Origin of the sequence: Aeromonas sp. ASNIH4 (assembly GCF_002934425.1) — a bacterium.
Taxonomy (GTDB): Bacteria; Pseudomonadota; Gammaproteobacteria; order Enterobacterales; family Aeromonadaceae; genus Aeromonas; species Aeromonas hydrophila.
The window spans coordinates 1,820,501-1,834,142 of record NZ_CP026217.1; the positions used below are offsets into that span (position 1 = coordinate 1,820,501).

Consider the following 13,642-nt stretch of genomic DNA (forward strand, 5'->3'; position numbering starts at 1 on the left):
GGTCCATCATCAACCTTTTGCCGAGCGGGAGGAGCCATGTTTGTATTCGACGTCACCGGCGTTGCAGGGGCGCGAGCCGAGATCCGGGTTCAGGCGCTGGACTGGGGGCAGAGCGGCCCCGTCACCTTCCGCTGCGATGACGATCAACTGGCGGTGCTGCTGCTGACCGACTGCCGCTGCGATGCGGTGGGCTTCTTCAATCTGCTGGCGGGCTGCAAGCCGCTCTACCTGGAGCAGTGGCTCAGCTATCTGCAGGAGACCGGCCGCATCGCTAAGCAGAGCTGCCAGCTGGAGAGCCCGGCCCAGGAGGATTACCTCGCCAAGGCCGGTCTTGAACACGAAGAGCTCAATGCCCTGCTCGGGCAGGTCTATCAGGTGGCCGGTTTCAACCGGCTGCAGATCAACCGTTACCTCAAGAATCGCCACAATCCCACCACCCTGGCGACCCGTTACGATCAGAAGGAGCTGGAGCGTTATCGCCAGCTCAACGACATCATTCTGACTCTGTTGAAGTTGAAGCATCCTCAGTAAACAGTCCGAGCTGGCTGATATCCGGTCGCAACTGCTGGGGCTTGGCGATGAGATAGCCCTGCAGTCCGTCCACATACATGCCCTGCAGCAGCTGCTTCTGGCCCAGCTGCTCCACCCCTTCCGCAATCACCTGACAACCCATCCGGTGTGACACGTCGACGATCATCCGCACGAACTGCTGGTTGGTCAGATCCTGCTCCAGCCCGGTGATGAGGGCGGGATCCAGCTTGATGTAGTCGGGCTTGAGCTCGCGAAACAGGTTGAATGACCCTATCCCCTTGCCGAAGTTGCAGATGGCGGAGCGGCTGCCGTTGCGCCTGAGCAGCTCGAACACCCGCTTGGCCCCGGTCAGATTGCGCTCCAGATGTTCTTCATCCAGTTCGAACACCAGGTTGGCGCTGGTGTTGGGGTCGTTGAGCAGCTGTCGGTCCAGCCAGATCAGAAAGGCGCTGTTTTGCAGCAGGTTGCTGGAGAGGTTGATGCCCCAGCGACTCTGATTCGAGCCAAAGGCCCGGTACTGGCGCATGACGTGGGTCACCAGCATCTGTTCCAGCCGCATCACCATGTCCAGCCGCTGGGCCATGGCGAACAGGGTGTCGGTGGGCAGCACAGTGCCGTCGGCACTGCTGAAACGGGTGTAGATCTCGTTGTAGGCCAGCATGCTGCGGTGCATCGGCTGGATCGGCTGGTAGGTGAAGCTGATCCGCTCCTGCTCCAGCAGCTCGGTCAGTACCAGCTTCCAGTGATGCTGCCCCTGCAGCTCCACCACGCTGTCATCCTGCTGGATGGCCCAGCCGTTGACCGTCTCGGTCTGGGCACGGGCCAGCGCCAGATCCGCCCTGGCCAGAATGGCCTCGATCTTCTGGCCGCTGCTGAGCCGAGTCAGCCCGGAGTAAGCGGCGCTCTCCAGTTCATGCTGCTGCTGATAGTGATCGAAGGCGATCTTCAGATCCCGCCCGAGCAGGGGGGGCGGGATATTGGCGACCGGCTGCACCAGCACCGCGAAGTCGGCCCCCGAGATGCGGTAGACCTGATGGCCGGGGAAGCGGCTCACCACCCTGGTGATGATATTGGCGATATCCTTGATGTAGGCATCCCCCGACTGAAAACCGCGCTGAGCGTTGAGCTTGCCGAGTTCGGTAGCGCGGATCAGCACCAGGGTGGCGGTCTGGGTGTCCTGATCCCGCTGCAGCAGCTCGGTCATGTCGCGCCGAAAGGCGTGGCGGTTTTGCAGCTGGGTCAGCTCGTCCTGGGTCGCCTGGTTGTGCAGCTCGCTGATCTGGCGGTGAGCGTCGCGCTCGGCCTCGTTGAAGTGGGCGAGCAGTTGCTGCAGGGCGGCCTGGGCCTCGGGCGTGGTCAGACAGGTGGGGTCGCGCAGCTGCAGCGCCCGGCACCACACCTGCTCCTGATGGCTGCGCTGCGCCTGCTGGAGGCGCAGGGTCAGCATGCTCAGCAAGCCGAAGCCGAGCAGGCTGGTGGCGAGGATGATAAGCAGGGTCAGCAGCGTGCTGGTGAAGGCGAGCCAGAGCCCCTGCAACAGCAGCAGGGGAGCACAGAGGAGAGCGATCACCAGCAGCTGGTTGCTCCCGAGCTTGTTCAACATGGTGTCATCCTTGATGATGTCGTTGATGTTGAAATTCTAACCAAGCTCGCGCCGCAAAGCATGAGATCACGCTCAACTCCTGGAAAAGGGCCAATTGAAATCAGTTAAATGTGAGTGAAACCACTTTCATGGCGCCGGAAACAGGCGAAGATGAATCGAAAATGGACCAAAACAAGGCAGAGGTAATTATGTTGTTAGAACCCGTAGACACCGCCAAAGCACGGCAACTATTGAATCAGAGTATGGCCTTGGTGCTCGCAGGGGGACGGGGCAGCCGCCTGAAGCAGTTGACCGATAACCGCGCCAAGCCCGCCGTCCACTTTGGCGGCAAATTCCGTATCATCGACTTCGTGCTCTCCAACTGCATCAACTCCGGTATCCGCCGGGTGGGTGTGGTGACCCAGTACAAGTCCCACAGCCTGTTGCGCCACCTGCAATCGGGCTGGTCTTTCCTGCGCTACCAGATGAACGAGTTCATCGACCTGCTGCCGGCCCAGCAGCGGGTGGACGAGGTGCACTGGTATCGCGGCACCGCAGACGCCATCTACCAGAACGTCGACATCATCCGTGACTACGGTCCCAAGTACATCGTGGTGCTGGCGGGGGATCACATCTACAAGATGGACTACGCCGCCATGCTGCTCGATCACGTGCGCCTCGGCGCCAAGGTGACGGTGGCCTGTATCGAGGTACCGCGCTGCGAGGCATCGGCTTTCGGCGTCATGGACATCGACGAGCAACGCAAGATCCGCGCCTTCGTGGAGAAACCGGCCAATCCGCCCGCCATGCCGGGCTGCGAGGATCGCTCGCTGGCCTCCATGGGCATCTACATCTTCGAGGCGGAGTACCTCTACCAGTTGCTGGAAGAGGACATCCACAACCAGGAGTCCAAGCACGACTTCGGCATGGACGTGATCCCGCGCATCGTGGGAGAGGGCAAGGCCTTTGCCCACCCGTTCAACATGTCCTGTGTCGGGGCCAAGGAGGGGCAAAAACCCTACTGGCGCGACGTGGGGACCCTGGATTCGTTCTGGGAGGCGAACATGGACCTGGCCTCCGTGGTGCCCGAGCTCGACATCTATGACGAGAACTGGCCCATCTGGACCAGCCAGAACATGTCGCCCCCGGCCAAGTTCGTGCAGGACAGAAACGGCCAGCACGGCATGACCATCAACTCCATGTTCGCGGGGGGCTCCATCGTGAGCGGCTCCTTCGTGCTCAACTCGGTGCTGTTCACCAACGTGCGGGTGCACTCCTTCTGTACCCTGGACCAGGCGGTGATCTTCCCCGGGGTCGAGATCGGGGCTGGTTGTCGCTTGCGCCGGGTGGTGGTGGACAAGGGGTGCAAGCTGCCAGACGGCCTGGTGGTGGGGGAGAACGCGGACGAGGATGCACGCCGCTTCTACCGCTCCGAGCAGGGCATAGTGCTGGTGACCAAGCCGATGCTGGCCAAGCTCGGCTAACCTTGTCGACACAGACAAAAAAAGGGAGCCCTGGGCTCCCTTTCTATTGGTGGTCGATTTATTTCTCGCTGACCAGGGCCTTGCCGGCCATCACCATGGCGGTGCCATGCTTGCCACCGGCGGCGGTCACTTGTGGGACACCATCTTCGTCGGTGTCGCTGCCGGCACCCTCGATGACGTTCTCGCCGGAGTCGCCGACCCATTCGGCCATCTGCATGCCGCCGTTGACGGTGCCACGGAACCAGCTCACGTAGCGCTGGGTCAGCTGTGCCAGCTCAAGCTCGGGTGCCTTCTCGGCCCCTTCGTTGCGCAGGTTCAGCATGGCAGAGCGCAGGGCGCCGGAGATGGCGGCCTGGGTCCAGGGGGTGTATTCACCCTGCTTGCCGGCGAGCCAGGTTCCGGCCTTGGCATTGAAGTAGGCCTTGTCGGCGGCGATGAAGAGCTCGCGCGCCGCGGTGCGGTACTTGGCATCCGAGGTGGCCAGGAAGGCGGCGGTCAGGCCGCGGATGGCGGCGAACTGCGCGTCGATGGACTGACCGGCGTCAAGCTTGCCGCCCAGTGTCAGACCGTCATGGACCAGGCCGTTCTTGCCCTTGAGGTTGGAGAGGATGAAATCGGCCTGCTTGCGGACCAGTGCGATCGCCTGCTCACCCTGTGGGGTCTTGAGGTTCAGCTCGCCATTGCCACCGGCGGCGTAGCCGACCGGCAGCGCATCCTGGGCGCGCTGGAAGATCTGTAGGGCGACCAGGGCGTAGGCGGCGTCGAAGGTAGTGACGTGCCCGGCCTGTTTGCCAGCTTGCCAGCTGTCGACCAGGGTGCCAGCCTTGGGTTCGAAGTGCAGGGCCAGCAGGTTCTTGAAGGTGAGGTTGGAGAGGTTCAGGGCCAGGGAGAAGGCATCGCTGCCCGCTACCGCCTTGCCCAGATCGTTGGTCTGGTTGGCAGCCGGAGCGGCGGCGAACGGGGCACCGTCAAACACGGCGTGGAAGGCCGGGTTCTGGTTGGTGTTGGCCGTGCGCTGATCGCTGAAGGCGTAGAACTCGGAGAGGGGCCACAGCAGCATCCAGGCGTCGCGCAACTGGGCGGAGCCGTCCACCACCTCCAGCTTGCCGATGGCACCGGCGTCGTTCTTGCTGGTCTCGGTCACTTTCACCTGATGAGGGAAGTAGACAACCCCCTTGGCCGGATCGTACTGCGGGGTGATTTTGGCGCCCAGGGTCTTGCCGTCAAAGCCGAGCTGACCTTGCAGGATGGCGAGCTTGTCGATGGACTGCTCGGTCAGCATCATGCCGTTGAAGCCGTCGGCGGCAGAAACCCCCAGCTTGTGCTTGCCGTCCTGATCCATGGTGGCGGACGCGGCTTCCACCTCTTCATCGGTCTCGGCTACGTGCATGCCGCCGAGGAAATCCTGGGACCACATCACTTCCTTGAGCAGGATGCCGCCCACGGCGGCCGGGACCAGCAGGTTGTCACTGCCGCTCCAGCGCAGGGTGGCGTAGTCGCGGAAGTAGGCGGGGACCTGGGTCTTGACGCTCTTCTCGTTGCCCTTGGCGGTCTTGATGGTGATCTGGTCACCGTTGACCGGGGTGGCGTTCACGGCCTGGGCGAACTCCGGGTTGGCGGAGGCGTAGGGCAGGGAGAGGGGATACATACCCTGCGGCACTTCATCGGCCGGGAAACCGACCGCATCAGCCATGGCCAGCACCCGCTGGCCGAGGGAGGCCATGGTGCCACCGCGAGCCTGGTTTTGCGGCCCGTTCACCAGATGGGGGCCCATGCCGGATTGGTAGTTGAGGGCGTACATCGCCTCTTCGGAGTATTCGTAGGATTCGATGCCAGCGGCGAAGTCGAACGGGGTCGGCTCATCGGCGCGGTTGGCATCCAGCACATCCAGATCCAGACCGAGGGCCTCGGCCAGCGGCTCGCCGGAGAGTTCGAACTCGGTGTAGGCCAGCATGTTGGCGGCGGTGTTGAATGTCTTGTCTTCTACCTTGACGGCGGCGTGTGCGGCGCCGCTCAGGATCGCGCAGGCGATCGCCTGGACCAGTACGGTTTTTCTCATGTCCCTTCTCACCATATGTTTGATTTTATTATGACGCTTCTCATGAATCTAAATGAGAATGGTGTGCATTATGAGGCAAAGGGGGAAGCTTGAGAAGAAAAAACCGCGCCCCTGGAGTTGAAGAGAAGAGGGGCGCGGTTGGGGGTCAGAGCAGCTTGAAGGGGATGACGAGTCGGCCCGGTTCCACCTTGAGGGCTTCGACTTTATCCTTGATCCTGGCTTCGTTCTTGCGACTGCCGTCAAGCCGGTAGACGGGGGTCTGGGAGAGGAACAGCGAGAGCGACTGGTTGAAGGTAGGCAGCAGTGGGGTGAGAGCGGTGCCCACGTCGGCCGGCTCGGTCTTGACCGAGATGAGCTCGAGATCGCGCAGGTAGATGGCGCCCTGCTCGGCCACGTAGTCGGGGCGGGCGCTCAGGGAGAGGCGGATCTTCATCTGCTGGCTGCCAAGGGGGCTCGCTACCTGCAGATCGCCGGCGGCATCCAGTTCGACCCGGTCGGCCTGGCGGCGACCGATGCGGCTTTGCATCTCATCGAGGCGGATCTTGCTCGACATGATGCCGGGGATCCCCAGCTGCTTTTCGAAGGCGACCCTCTCTTTGAGGTATTGGTTGATCTCCCCTTCGCTGACGTTGTACTGGGTGAGTGAACAGGCGGCCAGCAGCAGGCTGAGGGGGAGCAGAAGCAGGTGCTTTAACATCGAGGATCCCGTGGGTTGAGACAATGGTCATAAAGATGGCGCCATCTTAGGGGGAAATGGCGTTCGCTGCCAGCGCGGGCGGCGAGTCCGCGGTTTTTGTCGCAGCCTCATATGGGGGGTTGGCTGCGGTGCTCATACGGACAAGGCTGGCCGGACCTGCACGGTGGGCCGCAGCAGCCGTGGCACCCGCCATATCCACAGATAAGTTCCAGTTTTATCGGCATAAAAATCCCATTGACCGGGGGATTTCAAAGCGAGTATTTTACCGCCGCACAAATACAAACTGATAATCATTATCATTTTGAATCATATTTGAGGGTGTAACGTGGATACTCTTGTGATGGAAAATAGCGCGCCTGCCCAGGCTGCGTCTTCGCCCGAATTCTTGTTTACCTCGGGTCAGGGCACGCTCAGTGCCACTGACCTGGGGCAGCCTATCACCACCCCCGCCTGTGAATGGCCTTTGCTGGAACAAAAGATTGCCGATGCGCTGGCAGCGGCCAGCGCCGCCGGCCAGGTTAATCCTCTGCTGATCGGTGCCTTCGCGTTCGACCCGGCGGAAGCCTCCTGCCTCTATGTGCCCGGCCGCTATGAGCGGGGCGATCGCCCTGTCCCGCTGGCACAGGTGCCGGCAACAGCGGCGATGGCAGAGCAGGCCGTCGAGGCCAACCGGGTCATTTCGGTGCAGAGCACCCCGCCGGCCAGCGAATTCCAGGCCTCGGTCAGTGCGGCGCTGGATGCGTTTGCACAAGGCAAGCTCGCCAAGGTGGTGCTGTCGCGCAAACTCACCCTTACCCTGCACCAGCCCGCCGACCCTAAGCAGGTGATGGCCCGTTTGATGGCCCAGAACCCCCATGCCTTCCACTTCTCCCTGCCGCTCGGCCACGGCCGCCGCCTGCTTGGCGCTAGCCCCGAGCTGCTGCTGCGGGTCAGCGGGGGAGAGGTGTTTACCCACCCGCTGGCGGGCTCCGCCAGACGGGCGAGCGAGCCGGCGCAAGACGAAATGGTGGCCCGGGATCTGCTGGCCTCTCGCAAGGATCAGCATGAGCACCGCCTGGTGATCGACGAGATCCGCCGGGTGCTGACGCCCCACTGCCGCGAGCTGGCGATCCCCGCTCATCCCTCCCTGATGAGCACGGATACCCTCTGGCATCTGGGCACCCCCATCGCCGGCCGGCTCAATGGCGGCGAGGCATCGGTACTGTCACTTGCCTGCCAGCTTCATCCCACCCCGGCCCTGTGCGGCTATCCCACCGATCTGGCGCGCCAGTTCATCCGCGAGCAGGAGCCCTTCCGGCGCGCCCTGTTCAGCGGCATCGTCGGCTGGTGCGACAGCCAGGGCAACGGCGAGTGGGCCGTGGTGATCCGCTGCGGGGTGCTCGATGGCCATCAGGTCGAGCTGTTTGCCGGCGCCGGTATCGTCGCGGGCTCGGACCCCGCCATGGAGTGGGCCGAGACCGGCACCAAGCTGGGCACCATGCTCAAGGCCCTGGGCCTGGATTTGGAGGTAGCGCAATGACCCAGCGTCAATATCTGGGCTGGCCGAGCGGGCAGCCGAATCTGAAAGCCCTGGGCCTGAGTCCGGAGGTGGCGCAATGACCCAGTCCAACCGCCTCCTGCCCTATACCCGCTGGCCTGACGCATTGGCCCAGCTGTACCGCGCCAAGGGCTATTGGCGCGGCGAGCCGCTGACCGCCATGCTGGCGCGTCAGTGTGAGCTGGCCCCCGACGCCGAGGCCATCCTCTGCGGTGAGCGCCGCTTCAGCTATGGCGAGCTGGACGCGGCCTCGAGCCGGTTGGCCGAAAATCTGGCCCGCCATGGCCTGGGGGTGGGGGACACCGCGCTGGTGCAGCTCCCCAACGTGGCCGAGTTCTATCTGGTGTTCTTCGCCCTGCTCAAGGCCGGCATTGCGCCGGTCAACGCGCTCTTTAGCCACAACCGGCTGGAGCTCCTCTCTTATGCCGAGCAGATCACGCCGCGCCTCTTTATCGGTTCGCTGGCCCATCCGCTGTTTGCGAGCAAGGGGCGCGAGAGCGAGCTGCTGACGACCATCGGCGCCGAGCTGGTGCTGCTGGATGGCGACGCAGGAGAGCTGGGGCTGACCCGCTGGTTGGCAAAGGGGGCTGAGAGTGAGCCGGTGAAATCTGGCCCGACCCCGGCAGACGAGGTGGCCTTCTTCCAGCTCTCCGGCGGCAGCACCGGCACCCCCAAGCTCATTCCCCGCACCCACGATGACTACCTGTACAGCGTGCGCCGCAGCGTTGAGCTCTGTGGCCTCGGCCCCCATACCCGCTATCTGTGCGCCCTGCCGGCGCCCCACAACTTCCCCCTGAGTTCCCCTGGCACCCTGGGGGTGTTCGAGGCGGGCGGTACCGTGGTGCTCGCACCCGACCCCAGCCCCATCAGCTGTTTCCCGCTGATCGCCCGCCACCGGGTCAATCTCACCTCGCTGGTGCCGCCGGCGGTCTCGCTCTGGCTGCAGGCCGCAGAAGCGGATCCCACTGCGCGCACTCAACTCGAGAGCCTCGACTTGCTGCAAGTGGGCGGCGCCAAGCTGGGGGAGGCGGTGGCCAGCAAGATTGGGCCGCTGCTCGGCTGCCGGCTGCAGCAGGTGTTCGGCATGGCGGAGGGGCTGGTCAACTACACCCGGCTGGATGACCCCGACGAAAAGGTGATCCACACCCAGGGTCGCCCCATGAGCCCGGACGACGAGGTGCGCATCCTCGATGAGACGGGCAACCCGGTCGCCCCCGGCCAGCCTGGCGCCCTGCACACCCGTGGCCCCTATACCTTCCGCGGTTACTACCAGAGCCCGGCCCACAACGCCCGGGTGTTCGATGCCGAGGGGTTTTACTGCTCCGGCGATCTGGTGGTACAGGATGCCGATGGTTACCTCACCGTGGTGGGGCGGCAGAAGGATCAGATCAACCGGGGCGGCGAGAAGATCGCGGCGGAAGAGGTGGAAAACCAGCTGCTGCACCACCCGGCCATCACCCATGCGGCCCTGGTCTCCATGCCCGACAGCGCCATGGGGGAGAAGAGCTGCGCCTTTATCGTCAGCACGGATCCCGCCTTGAAGCCGCTGGCCTTGCGCAAGTTTCTGCGCGAGCGCGGGGTGGCGGACTTCAAGCTGCCCGACCGTTTCGAAGCCCTGGACGCCCTGCCCATGACGGCGGTGGGCAAGATTGACAAGCAGGGGTTGCGGGCGCGCATTGCGCACGCCATCACCGCCAACCAGCCCCTGACAACAGCATAAAACTAAAAAGGAATCATGACGTTATGGCTATCCCAACCCTGAACAATTACGCCATGCCCAGCCAGTGGAAGGCCAACAAGGTCGACTGGTCTCTGGATCCCAAACGCGCCGCCCTGCTGATCCACGACATGCAGGAGTACTTCACTGCCTTCTATGGCGAAAACAGCCCGCTGATCGCGGCCCTGACCGAGCGCCTGGCTGCCGTGCGCAAGCAGTGCAAGGCCCTCGGCATCCCGGTCTTCTACACCGCCCAGCCCAAGGATCAATCCCCTGAAGATCGCGCCCTGCTCAACGACATGTGGGGCCCGGGCCTGAACAAGCGGCCCGAGCAGCAGCAGGTGGTGGCAGCACTGCGCCCGGAGCGTGACGACACCGTGCTGGTCAAGTGGCGCTACAGCGCCTTCCAGCGCTCCGAGCTCGAGCAGATGCTCAAAGCGCTGGGACGGGATCAGCTGATCATCGGCGGCATCTACGGCCATATCGGCTGCATGATGACCGCTTGTGACGCCTTCATGCGCGACATCCAGCCCTTCTTCCTGGCAGACGGGGTGGCGGACTTCTCCCTGGCCGACCACCAGATGGCGCTGGACTACGTGGCGACCCGCTGCGGCAAGGTGATCCCCTGCGAGGAGGTGCTGGCCCTTGCCCCGGCGTCCGCTTCTGCCGCCCAGACTAATCCACTCTTGACTTACGAGGGGCTCAAGACGCGGCTGCTGAGCCATATCGACGAGGACGAAGGGGAGTTTGACCCCGACGAGAACCTCATCGACTACGGTCTGGATTCGGTGCGGATCATGGCTCTGCTCACCGAGTGGCGCGCCGCCGGGGTGGAGCTCGGCTTCGTGGATCTCGCCAAGCTGCCGACCCTCAATGGCTGGTGGCGCCTCATCGAGGCCAAGCTGGCAGCCCAGGCGCTGGAGGTGACCCCATGAACCGTTTCCCCTTGACCATCCCCCAGCAGGGGCTCTGGTCCGGACATCTGTTAAACGACGACAAGGCGATGTTCAACACCGCCGAGTGCATCGCCTTCGATGGCAAGGTCGAGGCGGCCGTGCTGGCCGCAGCCCTTGCCAAGGCGGTGGGGGAGTGCGAGGCGCTCAGAGGCCATTTCGAAGAGGATGGGGAGGCGGTCTGCTTTGTCTCGGACGAGGCACAGCTCGCCTATGGCGAGGTGAACCTTGCGAGTGATGACGAGGCCGCCGCCCGCGCCTGGGCCTGGGCCGATCTGCGCCGCCCGTTCGAGTTGACCAAAGAGGCGCCCTGCCGCTTCGCCCTGTTGCGCGGCCCCGGCCGCGATTACCTCTACAGCTGCGTGCACCACATTGCCCTCGACGGCTTTGGCACCACCTTGCTGTTCCAGCGCATCGCCGAGCTGTATGCAGAGGGGCTGGCCGGTGAGATGAACTCCCCATCCCCCTTCGGCTCGTTGGCGGAGGTGCTGGCGGAAGAGGCGAGCCGAGAGCAGAGCGGCAAGAACGCCGCCGCCCGCGCCTTCTGGCAGGAGCAGCTGCAAGGCTGGCCCGAGGTGACATCCTTTGGCTCGTTACGGGCGCCGATTGCCGCCAACTTTATCCGCGAGAGCCGTCCGCTGCCGGCGGCGCTGTGGCAATCCCTGACCGGCTTTGCCGACGAGCACAAGCTGGGCTGGCCCGATCTGCTGCTGGCCGGCCTGTCTGCACAGCTGTCGCTGTCGAGCGGCCAGGGCCAGACCCTGCTCGGCCTGATGATGATGAACCGCATCGGCTCGGCGTCCCTGACCGTGCCCTGCATGCAGATGAACATTACCCCCCTTGCTCTGGAGCTCGAAGAGGGGCTGAGTCTGGCGGGGGCCGCCGGCGCAGTGGCCAAGGCCAAGCGCGGGGTGCGCAAACACCAGCACTACCGCTACGAGCTGCTGCGCCGCGACCTTGGCCTGGTGGGGGGCGACAAGCGCCTGTTCGGCCCGCTGGTCAACATCATGCCGTTTGATCACGCTCGCCGCTTCGGGCCGCTATCTGCCCATATTCTCAACATCAGCGCCGGCCCAGTGGAGGATCTCACCATCGAGGTGCAGGTCGGCGTCGATGGCCAGCCACGCCTGGATCTGGACGCCAACCCCGGCTGCTACTGTCAGGCGGATCTGGCTGCCATCGCCGATACACTGTTTGCCCTGCTGGGGCGCTGGCTGGCCGAGCCCGCCCAGACCCTGGGTGCGCTCAAGGCCGACTGGCTGGCCAAGCAGCGGGCCAGCGCCCTGATCGCCGGCCCCGCCCATGAAGTGATCAAGGCACGGCCGGTGCTGGAGGCGCTCTGCCACTTCGCCGCCCAGACCCCGGACAAGATCGCGCTGGAGCAGGGAGAGGCCCGCTTCAGCTACGAGGCGCTGCTGGCCAGAGCCGAACAGATGGCGGCCGCCCTGCAGGCCGCAGGCGTCGCCCCCGGCGACAAGGTGGGGGTCATGCTGGCCCGCACCCCCCAGGCCATCTTCGCCCAGCTGGCGGTGCTGCTGGCGGGCGCCGTCTACGTGCCGCTCGACCCTGAGCAGCCGCTGGAGCGCCAGGGCCATATTCTGCGGCTGGGGGAGGTCAAGACCCTGATCACCCAGGCCGAGTATCGCCACAAGCTGGCCAGCCTGTTTGAGGGGCGCACCCTGCTGGCGGGGGATCTGGTGAGCGATAACCGCTTGAACCAGCCGGCCGCCGGCCGCGCCGTCGCCTACCTGATGTTCACCTCGGGTTCGACTGGCCTGCCCAAAGGGGTGGCGGTCAGCCACGGTGCGCTGGATCACTTCGCCGCCGCCGCCCGCTGCCGTTATCACCTGGATGAAGAGGCGCGGATGCTGCAATTCGCCCCCTTCAACTTCGACGCCAGCATCGAGGAGGTGTTCGCCACCCTGAGCGCCGGCGCCACCCTGGTGCTGCGCACCGACGCCCTGCTCGAATCCATGCCCGCCTTTGCGGCCGGGGTGGAGCAGATGGGGATCACCCACCTCGATCTGCCCACCGCGTTCTGGAACGAGTGGGTGGTGGCGCTGACGGCGGGTCAGGCCCACATTCCTGCCGGGCTTACCACCGTCATCATCGGCGGCGAGGCGGTCTACCCCGAGCAGCTGGCCCAGTGGCAGCGTCAGGGCCGCTCCGATGTGCGCCTGTTCAACACCTACGGCCCCACCGAAACCACTGTGGTGGTGACCACCCAGGAGTTGCAGCAGGAAGACCCGAGCCAGGCCCAGTTGCCCATCGGCCTGCCGCTGCCCGGCATGCAGGCGCTCATTCTGGGAGCGGGGGAGCAACCCGCCGGCGAGGGGGAGCTGGTGCTGCTCGGCCCGCAGCTGGCCAATGGCTATGTGGGGGGCGTGCAAGGGAGCTTCGATACCTTGCGGGTTGGCGCGGAGCCGATGCCCGTCTATCGCACCGGCGATCGGGTGCGCCTGGTGGCCGGCCGGCTGGTCTACCTCGGCCGGCGCGACAACGAATTCAAGATAAGCGGCTATCGCATCCAGCCCGGTGAGGTGGAGGCCCAGCTGCTGGCCCTGCCGGGGGTGGACGAGGCCTGCGTGCAGGGGGTGAGCATCGGCAGCGTGCGCCGGCTGGTGGCCTTCGTGGCGGGGCCGGAGCGCGACAGCCGGGTCATCAAGGCGCAGCTGGCCAGGGTGCTGCCTGCCGCCATGATCCCCACCGACTATCGCCACTATGACCAGCTGCCCCGCACCGGCTCCAACAAGCTGGATCGCAAGGCCCTGCTGGCCGCCTACCAGGCGGGTGGTGAGGCGTTGACCCTTGGCAGCGAAACCGAGAACCGGGTTGGCGCCATCTGGCAGCAGATCCTGGGGCTCGCCACCATGGCGCCCACGGACAACTTCTTCGAGCTGGGGGGCCAGTCCCTGCAGACCATCCAGATCGTCAATCGGCTCGGCGCCGAGTTCGGGGTGCAGGTCAAGGTCTCCGACGTGTTCGATCACCCGCGACTCGATGACTTCTGCCGCTTCCTCGACGGCCTGCTTGCCGAGGACGAAGAGAGCGTGGAGATGGTGTGGTGATGGATAAGGAGCAA

9 protein-coding genes are annotated in these 13,642 nt (G+C 64.6%); 6 read left to right on the top strand and 3 right to left on the bottom strand.

Features of this window, described 5'->3' with window-relative positions:
* Window positions 1-36 precede the first annotated feature (36 nt).
* Window positions 37-531 carry a hypothetical protein gene (locus C2U40_RS08450; RefSeq protein WP_017408190.1) on the top strand — a complete coding sequence of 165 codons (495 nt, stop codon included), beginning with the start codon at window positions 37-39 and terminating at the stop codon, window positions 529-531.
* On the opposite strand, the gene C2U40_RS08455 is transcribed toward C2U40_RS08450, so the two are convergent.
* Window positions 494-2,134 (bottom strand): EAL domain-containing protein, encoded by a 1,641-nt coding sequence (locus tag C2U40_RS08455; RefSeq protein ID WP_029302852.1) that lies wholly within the window; start codon window positions 2,132-2,134, stop codon window positions 494-496. The genes C2U40_RS08450 and C2U40_RS08455 overlap by 38 nt on opposite strands.
* Before the next feature lie 188 nt (window positions 2,135-2,322).
* Between C2U40_RS08455 and glgC the strand changes: the two genes are divergently transcribed.
* Window positions 2,323-3,597: a glucose-1-phosphate adenylyltransferase gene (gene glgC / locus C2U40_RS08460; RefSeq protein ID WP_039038908.1), complete on the top strand. Its 1,275-nt coding sequence runs from the start codon at window positions 2,323-2,325 to the stop codon at window positions 3,595-3,597.
* 58 nt (window positions 3,598-3,655) lie between these two features.
* Here glgC and C2U40_RS08465 read toward each other — a convergent pair whose 3' ends face one another.
* On the bottom strand, window positions 3,656-5,656 hold the full coding sequence (locus C2U40_RS08465; RefSeq protein ID WP_103827581.1) for a hypothetical protein: 2,001 nt from the start codon (window positions 5,654-5,656) through the stop codon (window positions 3,656-3,658).
* 145 nt (window positions 5,657-5,801) lie between these two features.
* Window positions 5,802-6,353, bottom strand: coding sequence for a lipoprotein (locus C2U40_RS08470; RefSeq protein ID WP_024944003.1), 552 nt, complete (start codon window positions 6,351-6,353; stop codon window positions 5,802-5,804).
* A 325-nt stretch (window positions 6,354-6,678) separates the two neighbouring features.
* Here C2U40_RS08470 and amoC point away from each other — a divergent pair, with 325 nt between their 5' ends.
* From amoC to amoF, 4 genes are all read left to right on the top strand, one after another.
* Entirely contained in the window at window positions 6,679-7,872 is a 1,194-nt protein-coding gene (gene amoC / locus C2U40_RS08475; protein WP_103827582.1) for an amonabactin biosynthesis isochorismate synthase AmoC, read from the top strand.
* Between the two features lie 76 nt (window positions 7,873-7,948).
* Entirely contained in the window at window positions 7,949-9,610 is a 1,662-nt protein-coding gene (amoE, locus tag C2U40_RS08480) for an amonabactin biosynthesis (2,3-dihydroxybenzoyl)adenylate synthase AmoE (RefSeq protein ID WP_103827583.1), read from the top strand.
* Window positions 9,611-9,633: 23 nt separating this feature from the next.
* A complete protein-coding gene (gene amoB, locus C2U40_RS08485) occupies window positions 9,634-10,542 on the top strand; it encodes an amonabactin biosynthesis bifunctional protein AmoB (protein WP_103827584.1) in 909 nt (302 codons plus the stop codon).
* Entirely contained in the window at window positions 10,539-13,628 is a 3,090-nt protein-coding gene (gene amoF / locus C2U40_RS08490) for an amonabactin biosynthesis non-ribosomal peptide synthetase AmoF (RefSeq protein ID WP_103827585.1), read from the top strand. The genes amoB and amoF overlap by 4 nt, the downstream gene beginning before the upstream one ends.
* Window positions 13,629-13,642: the final 14 nt, after the last annotated feature.